Genomic DNA, 20,834 nt, shown 5'->3' on the forward strand with positions numbered 1-20,834 from the left:
AAGCGCCGGGGAACCCGCCGGGGGTTCCCCGGTTCGTCTCATGTATCTGATTTTACATGGGACCAGGCCGATGAGCAGCGAGACCGCCACCGTTATCGCACCGATCCACGAAGATGGACTGCCCGGCAGTGAAGCGACGCTCGATCCCCAGCCCGAATGGCAACCGCGCTATCCCGGTTCGGGGCGGCTGGCGGGCAAGGTGGCGATCGTCACCGGGGCGGACAGCGGCATCGGCCGCGCGGTGGCGGTGCTCTACGCGCGCGAGGGCGCATCGGTCGCGATCGCCTATCTCAACGAGCACGAAGACGCCCGGCGCACCCGCCTGGCCTGCGAGGTCGAGGGCGCGGCAGTGGTCGGCTTTGCCGGCGACCTTGGCGATCCCGAAGTCGCGCAGGCGCTGGTCGACCGGGTGGTGGGCGAATGGGGCCGCCTCGACATCGTGGTCAACATCGCGGGCGAACAGCACCCCGACAAGGACATCCGCGACATCACCCCGCAGCAGCTGCAGCGCACGTTCCAGACCAACATCTTCTCGATGTTCTACGTGGTGCAGGCAGCGCGCGACCATCTCAAGTCGGGCGCCGTGATCGTCAACTGCACCTCGGTGACGATGTACCAGGGCGAGCCCGAGCTGCTCGACTATTCCAGCACCAAGGGCGCGATCACCGCGTTCACGCGCTCGCTGTCGGAAAACCTCGTCAAGGACGGCATCCGCGTCAATGCGGTGGCGCCGGGGCCGATCTGGACTCCGCTCAATCCCTCGGGCGGGGCCAGCCCGGAAAAGCTGGCCCACTTCGGCGAGAAGACGCCGATGGGCCGCCCCGGCCAGCCCAACGAAGTCGCGCCGGCGTTCCTGTTTCTGGCCTGCAGCGATTCGAGCTATATGTCGGGTCAGGTGCTGCATCCCAACGGGGGCACCATCGTCAACGGCTGAGCGCGCATGCTGTTTGCCGGAGCGCGGCGGGTGGCAGCGGTTGCCTTTAGACTGCGCGAAGGTGTAAGGGCGCGCCACTTTACCGCACCTTATTTCAAAAGCAGAAGCGCGAGCCATGGCAGGCCATTCCAAATTCAAGAACATCATGCACCGCAAGGGCGCGCAGGACAAAAAGCGCGCGGGGCTGTTTTCCAAGCTCAGCCGCGAAATCACCGTCGCGGCCAAGATGGGCATGCCCGATCCGGACTTTAACCCGCGGCTGCGTGCGGCCGTCAACGCCGCCAAGGCGCAGTCGGTGCCCAAGGACAACATCCAGCGCGCGATCGACAAGGCATCCAAGGGCGACGCCGAGAACTACGAGGAAGTGCGCTACGAGGGCTATGGCCCGGGCGGCGTGGCGATCATCGTCGAGGCGCTGACCGACAACCGCAACCGCACCGCCACCAACGTGCGCACAGCGTTTTCCAAGAACGGCGGCAATCTGGGCGCCAGCGGCGCGGTCAGCCACGGCTTCGATCGGCTGGGCCTGATCGAATACGGCGCCAAGGCGGGTGACGAGGAAAAAGTGCTCGAAGCCGCGATCGAAGCTGGTGCCGACGATGTCGAGAGCGACGACGACGGCCATGCGATCTGGACCAGCATCGACGTGCTCCACCCGGTCAGCCGCGAACTGGAAAAGACGCTGGGTGAGGCCGAAGCGGTCAAGCTGGCGTGGCGGCCCGGCCTCAAGGTCGACGTCAGCGAAGCCGACGCCGCCACGCTGTTCAAGCTGATCGACGTGCTCGAGGAAGACGACGACGTGCAGACCGTGTGGGGCAACTACGAAGTCAGCGACGCGGTGCTGGAGACGCTGGGCTGATCATCATCGGCCTCGATCCCGGCCTCGGCTGCACCGGCTGGGGGGTCATCGCCAAATCGGGCAACCGTCTCAGCCACATCGCCAACGGCCAGGTCAAGACCGACCCCGCGCAACCGCTGGCCGAGCGGCTGGTGGTGCTCGACCGCGAGCTGACCGACGTGATCCTGGCCCATCGCCCCGATGCCGGCGCGGTCGAGGAAGTCTTCGTCAACTCCAACGCGCAGTCCACATTAAAGCTGGGGCAGGCGCGCGGCGTGTGCCTGCTCGCGCTCGCCCGCGCCGGGCTGCCCGTGGCCGAATACGCCACGCGGCTGGTCAAGAAGGCGCTGGTCGGCACCGGCGCGGCCGAAAAGGCGCAAGTCCAGGCGATGCTCAAGGTGCTGTTGCCCGGCGTGAAGCTGGCGGGGGCGGACGCGGCCGATGCGCTGGCGGTGGCTATCACCCACGCGCACGTGGGGCGATAACCAACTGCGTCCCCGCGCAGGCGGGGACCTAGGGCCAACATGCACTTGATCCGCATGAGGTCCCCGCCTTCGCGGGGACGCACGAAACCGGCTTTCGCATATGGAATGGTTGTGCCAAGGAACAAAGCATGATCGCCAAGCTTTCCGGCCTGCTCGATGAAACCGGCGCCGACTGGGCGGTGATCGACGTGGCGGGCGTGGGCTACCTCGTCCACTGCTCGGCCAAGACGCTCGCTGCTCTCGGCATCCGGGGCGAGGGTTGCACCGTCTACACCGAGCTTCAGGTCTCCGAAAACGACATGCGCCTGATCGGCTTCGCCAGCGGAGCGGAGCGCGACTGGTTTCGCCTGCTAACGGGCGTGCAGGGCGTGGGCAGCAAGGTCGCGCTGGCGATCCTCTCGGCGCTGTCGGGCGAGGAACTGCAACGCGCCTGCGCGGGCGGCGATGCGGCGATGGTCGCGCGCGCCAACGGTGTCGGCCCCAAACTCGCCAGCCGCATCGTCAACGAACTGAAGGACAAGGCCGGCGGCATGGCCAGCTTCCCCGGCGCCCCCCCCGGAGCGCTGGCGCCCCCGCCCGGCTCGGCCAGCGCGGATGCGGTCTCGGCCCTGCAGAACCTGGGGTTCAAGCCCGCCATCGCCAGCGCTGCGGTGGCGCGCGCGGTGGAAGAACTGGGCGACGGAGCGGAGCTGGACGCGCTGGTGAGGGTTGCGTTGAAGAGGGCGGCGGGGTGAGCGCAACTACCTCGCCCCATCGTCATCCTGAACTCGTTTCAGGATCCATTTCTCGGTTTGCCCGGAGCAAGCGGAGGCAAGCCCAGCCCCATCGCAAGGTCCGCCCAATGCGGATTCCCCTCGTTGATCAGGTTGATCTTCCATGGACGATGCCAGTTCTTGAGCTGCTTCTCACGGACGATGGCGTGCTCCATCGTTGCATGGAACTCAAAGTGAACAAGGCAATAAGTCCGGTTGCGAGAGGAAAAGCCCGGCAAAGCCCCGGTCCGGTGCTGCCACATTCGCGCCGGGAGGTTGGACGTCACGCCGATGTACAGCGTGCCGTAAGTGCCGCTGGCGAGGATGTAGCTGCACGGAACGCGCTCTTGCCGCATGTGCCCGAGCTTGCGGTGAAATGGACCCTGAAACAAGTTCAGGGTGACGAAGATGGGATGGGTTTGGAGGTATCTGCACGCCTCCTCTCCCCCATCCGCCAACCGGACGACGCCGACGCGGCGTTGCGGTCCAAGACGCTCGCCGGGTTCGTCGGCCAGTCGGCGACGGCACGGTCAGGCACCTTGGCCGCAACCCAGACAACGCGTATGGTGACGCAATGACCGACCTCAGCTTATCGCTTCCCGACGACCTTGCCGGTCAGTTCAAGTCGCGCCTCGCCGATGGACATTACGCGAGCGCGAGCGATTACCTGCTCGCACTGATCCGCCGCGATCTTGAGGAAGCCGCCGATACGGCGTGGGTGCGCGAAAAGATCGCGGAAGGCGAGGCTTCGGGATACATCGATCGCGACGCGCGGGACGTCCTGAGGGAAATCGCCGCCGAGCGCCGCGCCCGGCGTGGCTGAAGTTGTCCTGAGCCGGGCAGCGGCGGCCGATCTGGTGGACATCGGTGAATATGGCGAAGCGCATTTCGGTGGAGCCGCTGCGGATGCTTACCAGGATGATGTGGATCGCTGCATGGCGCTGCTTGCAAGTCATCCCTACAGCGGCGAAGCGAAGCCGGGTTGGGGCAAGGAATTTCGCGGCCTTGTCTGCAACCGGCACAGGATAGTGTATCGGGTTGATGGACAGACCGTGCGCATCTCTCGCATCCTGCACCATTCGCGCGAAGTTTCCCGGCACCTCCCCAAATGACCGAACCCCTCCTCTCCCCCATCCGCCAGCCGGACGACGCTGACGCCGCGTTGCGGCCCAAGACGCTCGCCGAATTCGTCGGGCAGGAGGCGGCGCGGGACAACTTGCGGGTGTTCATCGAAAGCGCGAAATCGCGTGGCGAGGCGATGGACCATGTGTTGTTCTTCGGCCCGCCGGGGCTGGGCAAGACCACGCTGGCGCAGATCGTCGCGCGCGAACTGGGCGTGGGCTTTCGCGCCACCAGCGGCCCGGTCATCGCCAAGTCGGGCGATCTGGCCGCGCTGCTCACCAACCTTGAGCCCGGCGACGTGCTGTTCATCGACGAGATCCACCGCCTGAACCCGGTGGTCGAGGAAGTGCTGTATCCGGCGATGGAGGACCGCGCGCTCGACCTCATCATCGGCGAGGGGCCGTCGGCGCGGTCGGTGCGGATCGATCTGCCGCCGTTCACGCTGGTCGGCGCGACCACGCGGCAGGGGCTGCTGACCACCCCGTTGCGCGACCGTTTCGGCATCCCGGTGCGGCTGAATTTCTATACGATACCCGAGCTTGAACGTGTGGTGGCGCGCGGGGCGACATTGCTGGGCGTGGCGATGGAGCCCGACGGCGCACGCGAGATCGCGCGGCGTGCGCGCGGCACCCCGCGCGTGGCCGGGCGGCTGCTGCGCCGCGTGCGCGACTTCGCGCATGTCGCGGGCGATGGTGTGGTCACGCGCGCAATCGCCGATGCCGCGCTGACCCGGCTGGAGGTCGATGCGCTGGGGCTGGATGCGATGGACCGGCGCTATCTCACGATGATCGCGGACATCTACAAAGGCGGGCCGGTGGGCGTGGAAACGCTGGCGGCGGGCCTGTCCGAGCCGCGCGACACGATCGAGGAAGTGATCGAGCCGTACCTGATCCAGCTCGGCCTGGTTGCCCGCACCGCGCGCGGCCGCTGCCTCAACGACCGCGCGTGGGTGCACCTGGGACTCAGTCCGCCCACGGGCAGCCAGACCGGGTTGTTCGACGAGGGGGAGTAGTTCCGACGTCGAGTTTGGCGCCAAGTCCGTTTTCCGCCTCACGACGGGGACGCACGAAGACTCCCTCCAAGTTCGGTTCCAAATCGGGACACAGTTACCGCACCGCCCCCGGCACCTGCATTATTTCCCGATTCGCGGGGCTGAAACACGGTTAACACCGTTGTCGCGGGCGGAGTCATCTGCGTTCATCAGGCCATCAGGGAAGGCGAAAGGACCGTGTTAACGCACGATCCTGTACCCGCCCCCACAGTAGGCAATGAGAGCAAAGACCATGTCGATTCGGATGGCCCTGGCGAAATTGGCAGCATGCGCTGCAGGCGGCGCGATGCTGGGCGGCGGTGCCGTGCACGTGTCGGAAGCCCCTTCCACCGGGGAAATCCACCACACCAAATCGATCAAGTCGATCAAGACGGTGCACCGCGCACCGCACCATGTGGCGCAGCGCCGCGTGGCCGCCCGCCCGGTCCACCGGGCCCGCCGCGTGGTCCGCACCGTCACGACCAAGAGCTGCCAGGCGCCGCAGCAACTGGCGCTGGCGCCGCAGCCCTACCTGCCCCCGCTTCCTCCGCTGCCCCAGGGCGGCGGCGGTGGTGACGGCGGCTATCCGGTGGTCATCGGCGGCGGCCCGATCGGCGGCTTCGGCGGCGGGTTCTTCGGCGGCTTCTTCGGGGGCGGCGGCAGCGGTGGCGGCGGCAGCGTGGTCATCTCCTCGACCAGCACCGGCTCCAGTTCGACCTCGGGCGGTTCCACCTCCAGCTCGGGCGGTTCCAGCTCGACCTCGGGCGGATCGTCGTCGACCTCCACCGGCGGCCTCACCAGCTCCACTTCGAGCTCGACCGGCGGGCTGACCAGCTCGACCTCGACCAGCTCGGGCAACATCAGCTCGTCGTCGGGCAACGTCAGCAGCAGCACGGGCGGGGTGACCTCGTCCTCGGGCAATGTCACCAGCTCCACCGGCGGGATCTCGTCGTCGACATCGTCGTCGGGCAATGTCACCAGCAGCACGTCCAGCTCGACGTCCTCATCGGGCAACGTCACGTCCAGCAGCTCGGGCAATGTCTCGAGCAGTTCTTCGGGCAATGTTACCTCGTCGTCCTCAGGCAACGTCACCAGCTCGTCATCGGGCAACGTGACCTCGAGCACGTCTGGCAACAACACCACGTCGGGCAACACGACCTCGGGCAACACCAGCGGCGGGACCCCGGTTCCAGAGCCTTCGATGGTGCTGCTGTTCGGCGCCGCCGCCGCCGCGCTGGTCCTGCGCCGCCGCTACGGTGCCACGGCCACAGCCGCCGCCTGATCGAATTCCCCATCCGGCGCGCTCCCGTCGCGCCAAACGCGAAAGGGCGGCTCCGGGGGGAGCCGCCCTTTTTGGTTTGGGTTCATGCCCATCATAAGTCGAATGGCGTCGTCCCGGGCTTGATCCGGGACCGGTGGCCTGTGAGCCCGAGGTTACGCCGATCATGCCAGCGGTCCCGGATCAGGTCCGGGACGACGTTTGTTTCGGGCAAAGAAAAACCCCGCCGAACCCGAGTTCGACGGGGCTTCTCAATTCCGACCGCAGCGCCGGTCCCCCGGCACCGCGCTCACTCCATCACGCCGCCAGCTTGCGCAGCACGTAGTGCAGGATGCCGCCGTTGAGGAAGTATTCCAGCTCGTTGGCGGTATCGATGCGGCACAGCGCCTTGAAGGTGAAGCTGGTGCCATCGGGGCGCGTCACTTCGACATCGACCTGCTGGCGCGGTTCGAGGCCGGCGACGCCGGTGATGGTGAACATGTCGTCGCCGGTCAGCCCTAGGCTCTGGCGGCTGGTGCCGTCCGAGAACTGCAGCGGCAGCACGCCCATGCCGACCAGGTTCGAGCGGTGGATACGCTCGAAGCTTTCGACGATGACCGCGCGCACGCCGAGCAGGTTGGTGCCCTTGGCCGCCCAGTCACGGCTGGAACCGGTGCCGTATTCCTTGCCCGCGATCACCACCAGCGGCGTGCCATCGGCCTTGTGCGCCATGGCGGCGTCGTAGATCGACATCGTCACGCCCTTGTAGACCGACATGCCGCCTTCGATGCCGGGGACCATCTCGTTCTTGATGCGGATGTTGGCGAAGGTGCCGCGCATCATCACGTCGTGGTGGCCACGGCGCGCGCCGTACGAGTTGAAGTCGGCCTTGGCGACCTGATGCTCCATCAGCCACTTGCCCGCGGGGCTGTCGGCCTTGATCGAACCGGCGGGGCTGATGTGATCGGTGGTGATCGAATCACCCAGGATCGCCAGCGGCTTGGCATCGATGATGTCCTGCACCGGCGCAGGAGTCATGCTCATGCCCTCGAAGTACGGCGGGTTGGCGACATAGGTCGATCCGGCGCGCCACGAGTAGGTTTCCGAACCTTCGACGTTGATCGCCTGCCAGTGCTCGTCACCCTTGTAGACCGTGGAATAGCGCGCTTGGAACATCTCACGGCTGATCGACGAGGTCATCAGGTCGTGGACTTCGGCGTTGGTCGGCCAGATGTCCTTGAGGAATACGTCCTGCCCGTTGCTGCCCTGCCCGATCGGGGTGGTGGTGAAGTCTTCGGTCACCGTGCCCTTCAGCGCATAGGCGACCACCAGTGGCGGGCTGGCGAGGAAGTTGGCGCGCACATCGGGCGACACGCGGCCCTCGAAGTTGCGGTTGCCCGAGATGACCGAGGCGGCGACGATGTCGTTGCCGTTGATCGCGGCGCTGATCGGTTCGGCCAGCGGGCCGGAGTTGCCGATGCAGGTGGTGCAGCCGTAGCCGACGAGGTTGAACCCGATGGCGTCGAGATGGCTCTGCAGCCCGGCCTTGATCAGATAGTCGGTGACCACCTGCGATCCCGGTGCAAGGCTGGTCTTGACCCACGGCTTGGGCTTGAGCCCCAGTTCGTTGGCCTTCTTGGCGACCAGCCCGGCGGCGACGAGCACGCCCGGGTTGGAGGTGTTGGTGCAGCTGGTGATCGCGGCGATGACCACGTCGCCATCGCCGATGTCGTGGTCCTTGCCGGCAACCGCCACGCGCTTGAGCCCGTCGTGCTTGTAGATCGAGGCGAGATCGGCGTTGAACACGTCGTCCACTTCGGTGAGCACGACTTTGTCCTGCGGGCGCTTCGGCCCGGCGAGCGAGGGCACCACCGATGCCATGTCGAGTTCGAGCGTATCGGTGAAGATCGGGTCGGCCATGTCGGCCGACAGCCAGAAACCCTGCTCCTTGGCATAGGCTTCGACCAGCGCGATCTGGTCTTCCTCACGACCCGTCAGGCGCATGTAGTCCAGCGTCTTTTCATCGATGCCGAAGAAGCCGCAGGTTGCGCCATATTCGGGCGCCATGTTGGCCAGCGTGGCGCGATCGGCCAGCGTCAGCGAGGCAAGGCCGGGGCCGTAGTATTCGACGAAACGGCCGACCACGCCCTTGGCGCGCAGCATCTGCGTGGCGGTGAGCACGAGGTCGGTCGCGGTCACGCCTTCGTTGAGCGTGCCGGTCAGCTTGAACCCGACCACTTCGGGGATCAGCATCGACACCGGCTGGCCGAGCATCGCGGCCTCGGCCTCGATCCCGCCGACGCCCCAGCCGAGCACGCCCAGGCCGTTGATCATGGTGGTGTGGCTGTCGGTGCCGACGCAGGTGTCGGGATAGGCGACTGTCTGGCCGTTCTGGTCTTCGCTGGTCCACACGGCTTGCGCGATGTGTTCCAGGTTCACCTGGTGGCAGATGCCCGTGCCCGGGGGCACCGCCTTGAAGTTGTCGAGGCTTTTGGAGCCCCACTTGAGGAAGTCGTAGCGTTCGCCGTTGCGATGGTATTCGATCTCGACGTTCTGCTCGAACGCCTTGGGGTGGCCGAATTCATCGACCATGACCGAGTGATCGATCACCAGGTGCACCGGCACCAGCGGGTTGATCTTGGAGGTATCGCCGCCCAGCTTGGCGATCGCGTCGCGCATCGCGGCCAGATCGACCACGCACGGCACGCCGGTAAAATCCTGCAGCAGCACGCGCGCCGGGCGGTACTGGATCTCGCGCGCCGAACCCGACGGGTCCTTCTGCCAGGCGATCAGCGCCTCGACATCGGCGGTCGATACGGTGAAGCCGCCATCCTCGAAGCGCAGCAGGTTTTCCAGCAGCACTTTCATCGAGAACGGCAGGCGCGAAACGTCGCCGAATTTCTGCGCGGCCTTGGCCAGAGAATAGTAGGCAACTTCGCGGTTGCCCACTGTCATCGTGGTGCGCGTTCCGAGTGTATCGTGTCCGACCTGGGTCATGGCGTAACGTCTTCCCTCCTGAGAAGGCCGCCACGCACGCCCACACAATCCATCCCTGACCGCGGCATGACGAAGCGCGGCAAGCGATGAAAACGTCGGTTGTGTGGCGGCCCGAAAACACCGCGGCGATGCGCGTTTACGCCGCCGAGGTCAAGGGTGGGCTTAAGGGAAAATTGCCTCAAGGAACGCAACGCCACGTCAATCATTTCCCCCGATGGGGAATGACGAACGACATATCGGCGCGCGGACCACAGGTGCGCGGGTCAGCAGGGGCATGGCGACGATGATCAACGACCGCGAGCCGGGCCTTCCCGGCGCGATGGCACCTGGGTTTTCGGGCGCCGTGATGGCGCTGGCGCTGGCCGTGGCCGGTTCGTTCGGCGCGCTGTTCGCCGGACTGCAGGGGGTCTTGCCGGGCTGAGATAACACGGGTCGCTCGGCAAAGCCCGTCGTCCCGGACTTGACCCGGGACGGCGCGAATTCACCCCCTACCCCGGCTCCGGCAGAGGATGCGTGCCGCGCGCCGCGATCAGGCAGCCGGCGACGATCAGCACCACGCCCGCCATGGTGCGCAGGGTCAGCGGCTCATGGAACGCCACCCAGCCGACCAGCGCGGCCCAGATGAACGCGGTGTATTCCATCGGCACCAGCACTTGCGCTTCGGCGCGGGCATAAGCCCAGCCGAGCAGCATCAGCGATCCGGTCGACAGCACGGCGGCGGCGACCAGTTCGATCCAGGTGCCGGGGTGCGGCAGCGGCGCCAGCCATGGCGCGCCCAGCCCCAGAATGCAGAACACGATCGCGGTCTGGAAAAAGGCGATTTCCTCCGGTCGAGCAAGCTGCGCCTGCCGTCGCTGCAGCACCAGGTTCCACGCATAAAGCACCGCCGAGCCGAGGATCGCGAACAGACCCTTCACCGCCTCGGGTTCGTACGCGTGGCCCGCCAGCTTGCCCGCCGCGATCACCACCACGCCGACCAGCCCCAGCGTCGATCCCACGATCGCACGCCGGCCGATGGTCTCGCCCAGCGTCGCGGCGGCCAGGTACAGCGCGATCAGCGGGGCGATGAATGACAGTGCCATCGCATCGGCCATCGGCGTGCGCACCAGGCCATAGAAGAACAGCACCGCCATTACCGCCGCCACCGCGCTGCGCGTCAGGTGCAGCCGCAGCACCGCACGCGACGGCCAGCCCTGCCCGCGCCACAGCCACAGCGGCAGCATCAGCGCAGCGCCCACCAGCCCGCGCCAGAACATCGCGGCATAGGCGCCTTCAGCGATCGCGGCGGCCTTCATCGCGCCGTCCATCACCCCGAACAGGCACAGCCCGGCAATGGCCACCACGATCGGCAGGAAATGGGTGTGACGCGCCATTGGGCCCGCCCTAACCGCTGTGGCGCGTTTGCGCCACCGCCCGGAATTGCAGCCGGCGACCACCGCCTTCCACCGCAATTCAGGCTGGAGTCAGCCGCGCTGCTTGATCGGGGGACGGGCTTGGGGCAGGAATCATCGGTAACCGTGGCCGCGGTGCCGATACCGCCGCACGATGGCCAGTTGAAGGAACAGGGATTGCGCGTGATCGAACGGATGAAACTGGCCGTACTGCTCGGCCCAGTGCTTATCGGCCCAGTGCTGGGTGCCTCGCTGCTCGCGCCCCCGGCGCGCGCGCGCGCGCAAAGCGGCCCGGTGGACCTCACCGCGCAGGCACGCCAGGCGCCAAAACCGCTGCCCACCACCGCCGTCCCCGCCTCGACCGCCACGACCCCCGCGCTGCCCGGTGCGGATGCGACCGCAGCCACTGTCGTGGTGCCGCCGGCCCCGCCCGCGCCGCCGCCGCACTGGGCGCTGGCGGATGCGCAAGGCTTGCTCGAGGCGATCCAGGGCATCGGCAAGGAAGGCCTGTTCGCCAGGGATTACCAGCCCGCCACACTCGCCGCCGCGATCGCCGATGGCGAAGGGCCGTCGCTTGACGCCACGGCGACCAAGCTGTTCGGCTGGCTGGCCGAAGACTTGCGCGACGGGCGCACGCCGATGGACAGCCGCGCGCAGTGGTTCGTGGTCGATCCCGATGTCGATGCCAACCCCACGCCGCGACTGCTTACCGCCGCGCTCAACGCGCACAACGTCAAGGGCGTGCTGGCCGGGCTCGACCCGACCAACCCCGACTATGCGCTGCTGCGCGAAACGCTGCCCAAGGCGAAAGACCCGGCGATCGCCACGCTGATCCGCATCAACATGGACCGCTGGCGCTGGCTGCCGCGCGACCTGGGGCTGCAGTACCTGCTTACCAACGTGCCCGAACAGATGCTGAAGCTGACGGTCGATAACAAGATCATCACCAGCTACCGCACGATCGTGGGCAAGCCGGGGCGCACTGCCACGCCGCAGCTGGCGGTCAAGGTGCAGGGCGTGATCTTCAACCCCACCTGGACCGTGCCGCAGTCGATCGTGAAAGGCGAAGGCCTGGGCGTCAGGCTTGCCGCCAACATCCCCGCCGCGAAGCGCCAGGGCTATGCCGTGACCAAGTCCGCCGACGGCACGATCACCGTGGTGCAGCAGCCGGGGCCGAAGAACTCGCTGGGGCTGATGAAGCTCGACATGCCCAACGAGCATGCGATCTTCATCCACGACACCCCCAACCGCAGCCTGTTCGCCCTGCCCAGCCGGGCGTTGAGCCACGGCTGCGTGCGCACCGAACGCGCGAGCGAACTGGGCATGACCATGGCGATGCTCGGTGCCGACCTGACGCCGGAACAGGGCGTGGAATACACGCTGTCGGGCAAGTACACGCGCGTGCCGATGACCAAGACCTTCCCGGTCTACATCACGTACTTCACCATGGCGCGCGACGTGACCGGCACGATGCGCAGCTTCGACGACCTTTACGGCCGCGACGCCCCCGTCCTCGCCAGCTTCGCCGCCGCGCGCCAGCCGCACACCGGCCAGCGCACCAGCAAGGAAGAAGTGATCAAGCTGGACAATCCGTTGTGATGGCCAAGCTGGCATTCTTCAGGGGCTAGCGGCGCCCCCTTGCCCACCCAACTCCGCTCATCCTGAGCTTGTCGAAGGACGCGTCCGATACATGGCGTCGGGCGTGGGATCGACCCCACTTCCTGCGCCGTAACGGTGACTTTCCCGAAACCTTCGAGGTGGTGAGACAAGGTCCGCGAGGGATGGCGAGCATCCTTCGACAGGCTCAGGATGAGCATAGGGGGGAGCGGGGCTTTGGGGAAAGTAGCCGGGCCTTAGCGCCCGCTCAATAAATCCCCAGCCGGTCGGCGTACAACAACCTGCCGCCGGACAAGTGCCAAAGCGCCTCGTTGAAGTCGGCCTCGCCCATCGCGAAGCAGCCGTTGCTGCGGCCGAGCTTGCCCCATTTGGCGAGCATGTCGGGGTTGGAATACCACGCCGGGTGCAGCACGATCGCGCGTTCGAGCGCGTTGCTGTTGTCGGCATCGTAGCCCACCAGCCGGATCGAGGTGCCGTACTTGCCCTTGTACCATTCGTTGGTGACGAACGCGCCGCGGCTGGTAGCCAGGCTGCCGTCGGCGTTGGAGAAGGTCTTGAGGAAGCCATCGTGCTCGGGGTCCGAGCCGATGCCATGCGCCACCAGGAACGAGCGCACGGTGCCCTGTTCCATATCGGCAAAGTGCAGGCGCGGCAGCGACGAGGGCAGGCCGAAATCGGCCACGCCGACCACATCGGTGCGCCACAGTTTGGCGCGCATCCGCTCCATCTGCGTTTTGGCGACGTCGAGGATGCGGCGGTGCTGTTCGGGCACGGTGAATGGCTGCGCAAACGCGCGCGCGGGCGCCAGCGCCGCGATACCGGCCACCGTCGCGCCACCGGCAATGCCGGTTTTCAGCAATGTCCTGCGATCGAAGTTGCGATCCATGACCCGTCCTATCACACTCCGCCTAAGCGCTGCCTGAACGGCGATCATACCCCAATGCGACGGGATTTGCACGATTCGCGTTGGACGGGGGTGCCATCAGCCCTCGCCCGGTGTTCCGGCAGAACCCAGCCGCACCAGCGCTTCGCCATCCACGCGCATCCCGGTCCAGTCGGCCATGCCGCGCGCGCCGAGCTTTTCGTAGAACCCGATCGCGGGCGTGTTCCAGTCAAGCACCGACCATTCGAGCCGCGCACAGTCACGCGCCACCGCCAGCGCCGCCAGATGCGCCAGCAGCGCCTTGCCCAGCCCCGCGCCGCGCGCTGCGGGGCGGACATACAGGTCTTCGAGATAGATTCCCGGCTTGCCCTCGAACGTCGAGAAATTGTGGAAGAACAGCGCGAACCCTTGCGCCGTGCCATCGACTTCGCCGATCGCGACTTCGGCATAGGCGCCGCGCCCGCCGTTGGCGCCGAACAGCTTTTCGCCCAGCACGGCTTCGTCGAAGCGCACTTCATGGGCCAGCTTCTCGTAGTCCGCCAGTTCGCGGATCAGGGCACCGATCAGCGGCAGGTCGGCGCGGGTGGCGGGGCGGATGGTGACAGTCATGATGCTCATAAATCCGGCCCTAGCGGACCATCGCCGGCGCGCGCAATCCGCACGTCTCAGTCCGGGACGATCACCATGCGATCACCGCGCAGTTCGACTTTGCCGAGTCGCCGCAGCGCCGACTGGCCGAGCAAGTTGACCGACAGCCCGCGCACCACCACCGCCGGCACGTCGTCGAGTTCCTGCCCGCCGATCCCCAGTCGTTCCAGCCGCACCCGCGCGCCATAGCCCGCGCCCGAGGCGGAGCGCACGATCGGCTGGAAATCCTCGTCGCTGACCGCGATGCCCAGCCGTTCGGCATCGGCCACGGTCAGCGCCACGGTATCGGCGCCGGTATCGACCACGAACCGCGCATCACCGCCGTTGATCTCGCCATCGACGTGGAACTGCCCGCCGCCGTCGCGCGCGATCATCAGCGCTTCGCCCGGTGCGGATCCGGGAGCGGTGTCGGACGAGCGTGCCGTATCGCGCGACCATGGATTGTGCGCTTGGTGACTCGGTCTGGCCGAAGCCGCCTCGGCAGAAGCTGCGTCAGCCGGACCAGAACTGCCGGTCCGTCCCGCGCCAATGGCATAGGCCAGCAACGCCATCACCGCGATCGTCGCAAGGGCCAGGGACAGCAGGCGGTTCATCGCCTGCGTTGTACCGCGCAGAAGTTACCGCTTCGCCAATCCGCGCCGCGCAGCCGGAGGGTTATTCCGCTGCCTGCACAACCTCGGCCTCGCCCGCATCGGTCATCGCCGCCTCGATCTCGGCGGCCTTGGCCTCGACCAGCGAGACGATGTGGTCGAGCATGTCGGCGCTTTGCACATGGTGGTCGGTCACGCCCGACAGATACACCATGTGCTTGCCGTTGCCGCCGCCGGTGATGCCGATGTCGGTTTCGCGCGCCTCACCCGGGCCGTTGACCACGCAGCCAAGGACGGAGAGCGACAGCGGGGTCTTGATGTGGCTGAGGCGGCTTTCCAGCGCCTGTACCGTGCGGATCACGTCGAAGCCCTGCCGCGCACAGCTGGGGCACGAGACCACGCGCACACCGCGCGTGCGCAGGCCGAGCGATTTGAGGATCTCGAAGCCGACGCGCACTTCTTCTTCGGGCTCGGCCGAAAGCGAGACGCGGATGGTGTCGCCGATGCCCGCCCACAGCATGTTGCCCATGCCGATCGCGCTTTTGACCGTGCCGCCGATCAGCCCGCCCGCCTCGGTAATGCCCAGGTGCAGCGGGCAATCGACCACGTCGGCCAGCTGCATGTAGGCCGCGACCGCGAGGAACACGTCGCTGGCCTTCACCGCGACCTTGTATTCGTGGAAATCGTGATCCTGCAGCAGCTTGATATGATCCAGCGCCGATTCGACCAGCGCCTCGGGGCAAGGCTCGCCGTATTTTTCGAGCAAGTCCTTCTCGAGGCTGCCCGCGTTCACGCCGATGCGGATCGCGCAGCCATTGGCCTTGGCCGCGCGCACCACTTCGGCGACGCGTTCGGACGAGCCGATGTTGCCCGGATTGATGCGCAGGCAGGCGGCACCGGCGTCGGCGGCTTCCAGCGCGCGCTTGTAGTGGAAATGGATGTCCGCGATCACCGGGATGCGCGCGGCGCGGGTGATCTGGCGCAGCGCCGTGGTGCTTTCCACATCGGGGCACGACACGCGGATGAGGTCGGCGCCGGCATCCTCGCAGCGGCGGATCTGGTCGATCGTGGCCACCGCATCGGACGTGAGCGTGTTGGTCATCGTCTGCACGGTGATCGGCGCATCGCCGCCGACGGGGACACTGCCGACCATGATCTGGCGGCTCTGGCGGCGCGCAATATCGCGCCATGGACGAATGGAAGACATGCGCGTCCCTATAAGCCTTTATAGCCGCAGCGCGAACAGGAATTCCTCGTCGATCTGTTCGCCCACGGGGAAGTGGATGTCGGCGATCCTGGCGAAGCCGTAGCGCGCGTAGAACCGTTGCGCGGCGTGGTTGCCGCTCCACACCGACAGCTGCACTTCGTCCGCGCCGCGCTGCCGCGCCACGCCCAGCGCCCAGTCCATCAGGCCTGCGCCGATGCCGCCGCCGATGCTGTCGGGGTCGGTGTACAGCTGCTTGAGTTCCAGCGGGCGCGTCGCGGTGCCATGTTCGGCCAGCCCGCTGTCGAGCACCAGCTTGCAGAACGCCAGCATCTGCCCGTCGCGTTCCGCCACGCGGATCGCCATGCCGGGGTCGGCGAGTTCCTTGGCCAGCTTGGCGGGCGAATGGCTGGCTTCGAGGAACGCGGACAAGTCCTCCGCCCGGTACATATGCCCGAACGCCGCCACGAACGCGCGCGTGCCCAGGTCGGCAAGCGCGGCGGCGTCGGCGGGGGTGGCATCGCGCAGGGTGAAGGTGGTGGCGGTGGTGGTGTCGTGCATGGTCTTGGTGTTTTCCATTGTGCGGAATTTCAGTGGTCCCTCGGTCGAACAATATGAAACGCTCATGGTGAGGAGAGACTGAGCTTGTCGAAGTCTCGTCTCGAACCACCGGGTCCTTCGAGACGCCATTTCGACAAGCTCAATGGCTCCTCAGGATGAGCGAAATTGCTGAAACTCCCGCCCTACCGCGCCCCGTCGCCCACCAGCGTGAACGGCGCCCAGGCGTTGGGCGTGGCCCAGGTCGCGCCACCGGCATCGGCCGCCGGGTTGTCGCGGATTTCCTTCATCGCCCGCGCCAGCGCGCCCGCGCGCGTGAGGTCGGGATTGTCGCGCGCGATCTCGATGGTGCGCACGGTCAGCCGCGCGGCGACGTCGTCGCGCACCGGCCAGTGCGACACCAGCAGGTTGCGCGCACCGGCATAGAAGAACGCGCGCGCCAGCCCCGAAAGCCCCGGCGCGCCGCTGCTGCCGTCGCCGGCCGCGGTGTTGCACGCAGACAGGATCACCCAGTCTGCGGCCAGTTTCAGCCGCGCGACTTCGCTGGCGGTGAGCAGCCCGTCGTCGGTCGCATCGGGCGTGGCGGGCGGGGTCAGCACCAGCCCCGGCTCGACCGCACCGGTGACCTCGCCCGCCGTCAGCCCGTGCGTGGCGAACGCGAGGATGCCCGCGCCCGACAGGTCCGCCGCCTTGACCGCGCGCTCGGTCGCCGCGCCTTCCAGATGCAGGCTGCCGTCGGGCGCGGCAAACGCGCGCGCCATCGCGGAAAGCTCGTCAGCCGTGCCGGGCAGGCGCGCCAGCTTGCGCAGTTCGCCGATGTCGGCCAGCCCCGCGCCATCCGCGCCGCGCGCCGCGCCGAACACGCGCGCCATCGGCACCCCGGCGATTGTGCCGTCCGCCCCGGCCTTGCCGCGACCGCCGCGTGTTGCCGACCGGCCATCGAGCGTCGGATCGCCCCAGCCCGAAAAGCCCTTGCCCGCGTCGCGCCGCCCCGCGCTGCGCAACAGCGCCAGCGATTGCAGCGAGGGCACTTGCGTCAGCGCGAAATCGTCGGCCAGCCAGTGCGTGGCGCGCAACGCGCCCGGATCGTTGTCATCGCCTTGCGGATCGACGCTGACCAGCACCGCGAACGGCAGCGAGGCAAGCGCGCCGTCCGCCGCGATGGCCAGCTGGGTCTTGCCCTTCAGCGCGGGCAGCGCGGGTGCGATCAGTGCCTGCCACAGGCTGTAGGCCAGCTTGCGGTCGAACGCGTTGTCGCCCGGGACTTCGTCCTGCCACGTCGCGATTTCCGCGCCGGTGGGCGAAACGCCCGCGCCGGCAAACCACATCAGTCGCCGTACCGCGTCATTGACCTGGGCTTCGGTCATGCCAGTCTCGAACCACTGCACCCCGGCCTGCGTCACCGCCATGATGTGCGTGCCGGCTTCGCTGGGCACGATCAGCAGTGCCGCTTCCTGCGGCCCGAACAGCTTGGCGGCCTCGGCTTCGGCCAGCGGTGCGGGACGGACATAGGCGAAAAACTGCGGCGCCCCGGCGCGCAAGGCATCGTCGATGCCCTGCATCTCGCGCTCGACATCGGCGATGCGGGTGGACAGCTGCGGGTCGGCCGGGCCCGCGCCAATCGCCAGCACACGGGCGCGATCAAGTTCGCGCCAGCGCGCCACCAGCTCCTCGCGCCGCCGTGCTGCCGCGCCGAGCTGGGGCGAGACCGCTTCGGACAGCGACCGCGCCGCCAGTTGCGCGATGGCCTGGCTGGCGCTGCTCGCCTGCACCCGCTGCAGCGCGCCGAACGCCTCGGTCAGATCGCGCTTGCCCTCTGCCGCCTTGACCACCTTGCGCGACATCCACGCGTAATCGGCGAACGCCAGGTTGCGCCGCCGCGCGGTGCCCGCCGCCCGGCGCGAAGCCAGTTCGTCCTGCGGCAGAAAGCCCAGCCGGTCCGCCTGCAGGTTCACCGCCTGCATCAGCCCGCGCGCGCGGGCGATCTCGCTGCCCGGATCGTCAAGGTAGTGCACCGCAAAACGCACCAGCAGCTCATCGAACAGCGCCACATCCTCGCCATTGGCGCTGCGGTTGAACTGGTTGGAAAAGAACGCCAGCCGTTTGGAAAAGCTGTCATCGCTGCCGTTGGTAAACTTTTCGGTATCGTCGTCCTTCTTGTCCACCGAGTAGAGCAGGATAGCCGCGCCCAGCATGTATTTCTGCGCTTCGAGCCAGCGGTTCGCTTCGATCAGGCTGCGCGCCATGTACAGCGCGGGGCGCATGCGGAACGAAAAGCTGCCCTGTGCGGCGGCAGCGGTGGCGATGGCATGTTCGAACCGGTCGATCGCGCCGTCGTTGTCGCCCGCCGCCAGCCGCGCCCGGCCCGACAGCATCTGCGCCTGCATCAGCGCCAGCGAGGGCTTCTCGTGCGATTGGTCGATGATCGTATCGACCAGCGTGCCGGCTTCGGCGGTGCGCCCGGTATCGGCGAGTATGCGCGCGAGGCTGATCGCCACCAGCCAGCGTTCACCCTGCCCCGCCGTGGGCGATGCGGAGACGGTGGCGTAAGCCCGCCGGGCCAGCGTTTCGGCTTCGTCCGCCTTGCCTTCCAGCGCCAGCGCGCTGGCGAGGTTGCCCACGATCACCTGCAGCAGCGGATCGCCTTCGCCCAGAGTGGCGGTGGCCAGCTCGGTCGCCCCGCGCAGCCGCGCCTCCGCGCTCACCCCCAGCCCCAGATCGACATCGACCTGGCCGGCGCGATAGACGATCGACACCACCGTCCTGGCGTTGGTGAGCATCAGCGGCGCGGCATCGGCCACGCGGTCGCTCACCAGCTTGGCAAGATCGGGTCGCCGCGCAATCTGCGCCGCCACGCTGGCGCTGTGGAGTTCGGAAAAGGCGCGGTAGTGCTGCTTGTCGAGTGGCACGCGCGCGGCGAGCGCGGCCGCGGCGACTTTGTCGGTCACCAGCCTGGCGGGCGGCGGAATATCGGGCAGTTGCGCCGAGACGGCGGCGGCGTGGATCAGCCAGGCGACCGCTTCCTCGGGCCGGTGCGCCTTGGACAAGGTATCGCCCAGGAAATCCTCGGCGCGCGCATTCTGGGGCGGGGCCGCATCCTTGTTGGCCGCGATGCCCGCGACCAGTTTCTGCGCGGCGGCGATGGCAAGGTCGGGCTGCCTGGCGGCAAGCTGCCGATCGCGTTCGGCGATGAGATCGGCGGCGGCGGGCAACGCCGACCAAAGCGCCGCAATCAGGTCCGCGTTGGGTGAGGCGGCGGGCGCAGAAGCGCCAGAGGCAGAGGCAGCCGCCGGATTATCAGCCGCGCGGGCGGTGGAAAGCGGAAGCAGCCCGGGCAGCACCAGGCCCGGGACCGCGCACCAGCACAGGAAAGGCCACCGCACGCGGTCGCGGCGCAACAGGACGGATCGCAGCATGGCGCCCTACCTGCCGCCATGGCGCGCCTCGGTCCAGTCTAAATCCGGCAAACGCTGGCGTATCGCCCGGTCAATCGCCCGGTTAGTTGTGAGCGGATGCCACGCGAGTGTAGGGTACGAATTCGCCGAGCCCGACAAATCCCGAATTGAAGAACGTGGTGCGGTCATGCAGGTGCACGACATCGATGCTGCACAGTTGGGACGAGTGCAGATCGGTCACCAGCACATCATCATCGTCGAGCGATTCGGCGCCCGACCGCGGACGGTTGACGTACAGCGTGCGGCCCGACTCATACAGGATCGCGGTCTTGTCGAAGATGCGCGAGGATTGCACCGTGGGCATGTAGATGCAGTCCACCGGCTTGCCCGCAACGCGGCCTTCCAGCGCCTTGGCCAGCTTTTCCTCACCTGTCATCCGGGGCTTGGCATCGGCGGTTGCGCCCGCGAACAGCGTGGCGGCGGCGACCAGTCCCGTTCCCAGCTTCAGGAAGCCCAGCTTGCGTCCGATCATTCCCATGACGGCATCCTTTCGATTCGATCCGTGAACTCGATCGGGTGATCGATAGCCGATCCGGCCTGAACCGAGGATGACTTTGATGCAGACGAAGGAACGGGGATGCAGACAAAGGAACGGGGATGCCGACGAACGAACGCGGGGCGCATCCGGCCATGCAGCCCCGCTGCGCGCGGGGTCAGATCGCCAGGATCAGCGTATCATCGGATCGCGGCGTCGCCGCGTCGAACGACGGCAGGGGTTCGAAACGTTCGTCGAGCAATGCCGTGCCGCCCAGCCCGGCCAGCTTGAACTGGCCCAGCTTGCGCTCATCATCGGTCCGCCAGTCTTTGCTCATGTTCAGCGCGCTGACGAACAGATCGCCGCGCCGTTCGAACATCAGATGCGGCGCCAGCTTGATCTCGCTGCCGTTGTAGCGGGCCACGATCGCGCGCTTGCGGGCGATCGCTTCCATCAGGGTCAATCGGTTTTCATTCATCGGTTGGGTGCCGTTGCGTTGTCGGACAGTTCATTGTGCATTGCAGCATAATGCACGAGAAGGCCAGAGGTTGCAGCCTTCGTCACGCTAAAGGATGAGGTGGCGCAGAATCGACGGCG

At 67.2% G+C, this 20,834-nt stretch carries 21 protein-coding genes; 10 read left to right on the forward strand and 11 right to left on the reverse strand.

Translation table 11 applies throughout. The annotated features are described in order from the left end of the window. Nucleotides 1–70 precede the first annotated feature (70 nt). From NL2_RS01755 to ruvA, 4 genes are all read left to right on the forward strand, one after another. A complete protein-coding gene (locus tag NL2_RS01755; protein ID WP_068071089.1) occupies nt 71–934 on the forward strand; it encodes an SDR family oxidoreductase in 864 nt (287 codons plus the stop codon). 115 nt (nt 935–1,049) lie between these two features. Further along, the gene (locus tag NL2_RS01760) at nt 1,050–1,793 is read left to right on the forward strand and encodes a YebC/PmpR family DNA-binding transcriptional regulator (RefSeq protein ID WP_068071092.1); all 744 of its coding nucleotides are present in this window, start codon (nt 1,050–1,052) and stop codon (nt 1,791–1,793) included. After that, nucleotides 1,790–2,257: a crossover junction endodeoxyribonuclease RuvC gene (gene ruvC / locus NL2_RS01765; RefSeq protein ID WP_068071461.1), complete on the forward strand. Its 468-nt coding sequence runs from the start codon at nt 1,790–1,792 to the stop codon at nt 2,255–2,257. Before NL2_RS01760 ends, ruvC begins: the two co-directional genes overlap by 4 nt. 128 nt (nt 2,258–2,385) lie before the next feature. After that, nucleotides 2,386–2,991, forward strand: coding sequence for a Holliday junction branch migration protein RuvA (gene ruvA, locus NL2_RS01770; protein WP_068071093.1), 606 nt, complete (start codon nt 2,386–2,388; stop codon nt 2,989–2,991). A 38-nt stretch (nt 2,992–3,029) separates the two neighbouring features. On the opposite strand, the gene NL2_RS01775 is transcribed toward ruvA, so the two are convergent. After that, nucleotides 3,030–3,365 carry a GIY-YIG nuclease family protein gene (locus tag NL2_RS01775; protein ID WP_068071094.1) on the reverse strand — a complete coding sequence of 112 codons (336 nt, stop codon included), beginning with the start codon at nt 3,363–3,365 and terminating at the stop codon, nt 3,030–3,032. Between the two features lie 218 nt (nt 3,366–3,583). Between NL2_RS01775 and NL2_RS01785 the strand changes: the two genes are divergently transcribed. The 4 genes from NL2_RS01785 (at nt 3,584) to NL2_RS20610 (ending at nt 6,443) form a co-directional block, all read left to right on the forward strand. Further along, complete coding sequence (locus NL2_RS01785; RefSeq protein WP_068071098.1) at nt 3,584–3,832, forward strand: ribbon-helix-helix domain-containing protein; 249 nt, start codon at nt 3,584–3,586, stop codon at nt 3,830–3,832. Beyond that, entirely contained in the window at nt 3,825–4,121 is a 297-nt protein-coding gene (locus NL2_RS01790; RefSeq protein WP_068071103.1) for a type II toxin-antitoxin system RelE/ParE family toxin, read from the forward strand. Before NL2_RS01785 ends, NL2_RS01790 begins: the two co-directional genes overlap by 8 nt. After that, complete coding sequence (ruvB, locus tag NL2_RS01795; protein ID WP_068071105.1) at nt 4,118–5,143, forward strand: Holliday junction branch migration DNA helicase RuvB; 1,026 nt, start codon at nt 4,118–4,120, stop codon at nt 5,141–5,143. The genes NL2_RS01790 and ruvB overlap by 4 nt, the downstream gene beginning before the upstream one ends. A 271-nt stretch (nt 5,144–5,414) precedes the next feature. Continuing rightward, a complete protein-coding gene (locus NL2_RS20610) occupies nt 5,415–6,443 on the forward strand; it encodes a PEP-CTERM sorting domain-containing protein (protein ID WP_084355790.1) in 1,029 nt (342 codons plus the stop codon). A gap of 294 nt (nt 6,444–6,737) precedes the next feature. On the opposite strand, the gene acnA is transcribed toward NL2_RS20610, so the two are convergent. After that, nucleotides 6,738–9,416 (reverse strand): aconitate hydratase AcnA, encoded by a 2,679-nt coding sequence (acnA, locus tag NL2_RS01805; RefSeq protein WP_068071108.1) that lies wholly within the window; start codon nt 9,414–9,416, stop codon nt 6,738–6,740. A gap of 283 nt (nt 9,417–9,699) precedes the next feature. Here acnA and NL2_RS20980 point away from each other — a divergent pair, with 283 nt between their 5' ends. Further along, a complete protein-coding gene (locus NL2_RS20980; RefSeq protein WP_157082988.1) occupies nt 9,700–9,837 on the forward strand; it encodes a hypothetical protein in 138 nt (45 codons plus the stop codon). Nucleotides 9,838–9,904: 67 nt separating this feature from the next. Here the strand turns inward: NL2_RS20980 and NL2_RS01810 are convergent, their stop codons facing one another. Continuing rightward, nucleotides 9,905–10,789 carry a DMT family transporter gene (locus NL2_RS01810; protein WP_068071109.1) on the reverse strand — a complete coding sequence of 295 codons (885 nt, stop codon included), beginning with the start codon at nt 10,787–10,789 and terminating at the stop codon, nt 9,905–9,907. Between the two features lie 120 nt (nt 10,790–10,909). Between NL2_RS01810 and NL2_RS01815 the strand changes: the two genes are divergently transcribed. Then, the gene (locus tag NL2_RS01815) at nt 10,910–12,406 is read left to right on the forward strand and encodes a L,D-transpeptidase family protein (RefSeq protein ID WP_500797112.1); all 1,497 of its coding nucleotides are present in this window, start codon (nt 10,910–10,912) and stop codon (nt 12,404–12,406) included. Between the two features lie 265 nt (nt 12,407–12,671). On the opposite strand, the gene NL2_RS01820 is transcribed toward NL2_RS01815, so the two are convergent. The 8 genes from NL2_RS01820 to NL2_RS01855 form a co-directional block, all read right to left on the reverse strand. After that, nucleotides 12,672–13,310 carry a murein L,D-transpeptidase catalytic domain-containing protein gene (locus tag NL2_RS01820; protein ID WP_068071110.1) on the reverse strand — a complete coding sequence of 213 codons (639 nt, stop codon included), beginning with the start codon at nt 13,308–13,310 and terminating at the stop codon, nt 12,672–12,674. Nucleotides 13,311–13,406: 96 nt separating this feature from the next. After that, entirely contained in the window at nt 13,407–13,916 is a 510-nt protein-coding gene (locus NL2_RS01825) for a GNAT family N-acetyltransferase (protein ID WP_068071464.1), read from the reverse strand. A gap of 56 nt (nt 13,917–13,972) precedes the next feature. Next, nucleotides 13,973–14,548 (reverse strand): retropepsin-like aspartic protease family protein, encoded by a 576-nt coding sequence (locus NL2_RS01830; RefSeq protein WP_068071112.1) that lies wholly within the window; start codon nt 14,546–14,548, stop codon nt 13,973–13,975. A 61-nt stretch (nt 14,549–14,609) separates the two neighbouring features. Continuing rightward, entirely contained in the window at nt 14,610–15,752 is a 1,143-nt protein-coding gene (gene ispG / locus NL2_RS01835) for a flavodoxin-dependent (E)-4-hydroxy-3-methylbut-2-enyl-diphosphate synthase (RefSeq protein ID WP_068071114.1), read from the reverse strand. A gap of 18 nt (nt 15,753–15,770) precedes the next feature. After that, a complete protein-coding gene (locus tag NL2_RS01840) occupies nt 15,771–16,328 on the reverse strand; it encodes a GNAT family N-acetyltransferase (protein WP_245647524.1) in 558 nt (185 codons plus the stop codon). A 164-nt stretch (nt 16,329–16,492) separates the two neighbouring features. Beyond that, complete coding sequence (locus tag NL2_RS01845) at nt 16,493–19,723, reverse strand: CHAT domain-containing protein (RefSeq protein ID WP_068071115.1); 3,231 nt, start codon at nt 19,721–19,723, stop codon at nt 16,493–16,495. Nucleotides 19,724–19,805: 82 nt separating this feature from the next. Beyond that, nucleotides 19,806–20,240 carry a hypothetical protein gene (locus tag NL2_RS01850; protein ID WP_245647525.1) on the reverse strand — a complete coding sequence of 145 codons (435 nt, stop codon included), beginning with the start codon at nt 20,238–20,240 and terminating at the stop codon, nt 19,806–19,808. 175 nt (nt 20,241–20,415) lie between these two features. After that, a complete protein-coding gene (locus NL2_RS01855) occupies nt 20,416–20,691 on the reverse strand; it encodes a WYL domain-containing protein (RefSeq protein ID WP_245647543.1) in 276 nt (91 codons plus the stop codon). Between the last annotated feature and the right edge of the window lie 143 nt (nt 20,692–20,834).

It is taken from the genome of Novosphingobium lentum NBRC 107847 (assembly GCF_001590965.1).
Lineage (GTDB): Bacteria > Pseudomonadota > Alphaproteobacteria > Sphingomonadales > Sphingomonadaceae > Novosphingobium > Novosphingobium lentum.

What these genes read in the sequence shown, in the direction of transcription:
- NL2_RS01840 (WP_245647524.1), bottom strand. Translation starts at nt 16,328, where the DNA reads ATGGAAAACACCAAGACCATGCACGACACCACCACCGCCACCACCTTC.
- NL2_RS01850 (WP_245647525.1), bottom strand. Translation starts at nt 20,240, where the DNA reads ATGGGAATGATCGGACGCAAGCTGGGCTTCCTGAAGCTGGGAACGGGA.
- ispG (WP_068071114.1), bottom strand. Translation starts at nt 15,752, where the DNA reads ATGTCTTCCATTCGTCCATGGCGCGATATTGCGCGCCGCCAGAGCCGC.
- NL2_RS01775 (WP_068071094.1), bottom strand. Translation starts at nt 3,365, where the DNA reads ATGCGGCAAGAGCGCGTTCCGTGCAGCTACATCCTCGCCAGCGGCACT.
- ruvB (WP_068071105.1), top strand. Translation starts at nt 4,118, where the DNA reads ATGACCGAACCCCTCCTCTCCCCCATCCGCCAGCCGGACGACGCTGAC.
- NL2_RS01830 (WP_068071112.1), bottom strand. Translation starts at nt 14,548, where the DNA reads ATGAACCGCCTGCTGTCCCTGGCCCTTGCGACGATCGCGGTGATGGCG.
- NL2_RS01785 (WP_068071098.1), top strand. Translation starts at nt 3,584, where the DNA reads ATGACCGACCTCAGCTTATCGCTTCCCGACGACCTTGCCGGTCAGTTC.
- NL2_RS20610 (WP_084355790.1), top strand. Translation starts at nt 5,415, where the DNA reads ATGTCGATTCGGATGGCCCTGGCGAAATTGGCAGCATGCGCTGCAGGC.
- ruvA (WP_068071093.1), top strand. Translation starts at nt 2,386, where the DNA reads ATGATCGCCAAGCTTTCCGGCCTGCTCGATGAAACCGGCGCCGACTGG.
- NL2_RS01845 (WP_068071115.1), bottom strand. Translation starts at nt 19,723, where the DNA reads ATGCTGCGATCCGTCCTGTTGCGCCGCGACCGCGTGCGGTGGCCTTTC.
- NL2_RS01755 (WP_068071089.1), top strand. Translation starts at nt 71, where the DNA reads ATGAGCAGCGAGACCGCCACCGTTATCGCACCGATCCACGAAGATGGA.
- NL2_RS20980 (WP_157082988.1), top strand. Translation starts at nt 9,700, where the DNA reads ATGATCAACGACCGCGAGCCGGGCCTTCCCGGCGCGATGGCACCTGGG.
- acnA (WP_068071108.1), bottom strand. Translation starts at nt 9,416, where the DNA reads ATGACCCAGGTCGGACACGATACACTCGGAACGCGCACCACGATGACA.
- NL2_RS01855 (WP_245647543.1), bottom strand. Translation starts at nt 20,691, where the DNA reads ATGGAAGCGATCGCCCGCAAGCGCGCGATCGTGGCCCGCTACAACGGC.
- NL2_RS01820 (WP_068071110.1), bottom strand. Translation starts at nt 13,310, where the DNA reads ATGGATCGCAACTTCGATCGCAGGACATTGCTGAAAACCGGCATTGCC.
- NL2_RS01825 (WP_068071464.1), bottom strand. Translation starts at nt 13,916, where the DNA reads ATGACTGTCACCATCCGCCCCGCCACCCGCGCCGACCTGCCGCTGATC.
- NL2_RS01760 (WP_068071092.1), top strand. Translation starts at nt 1,050, where the DNA reads ATGGCAGGCCATTCCAAATTCAAGAACATCATGCACCGCAAGGGCGCG.
- NL2_RS01810 (WP_068071109.1), bottom strand. Translation starts at nt 10,789, where the DNA reads ATGGCGCGTCACACCCATTTCCTGCCGATCGTGGTGGCCATTGCCGGG.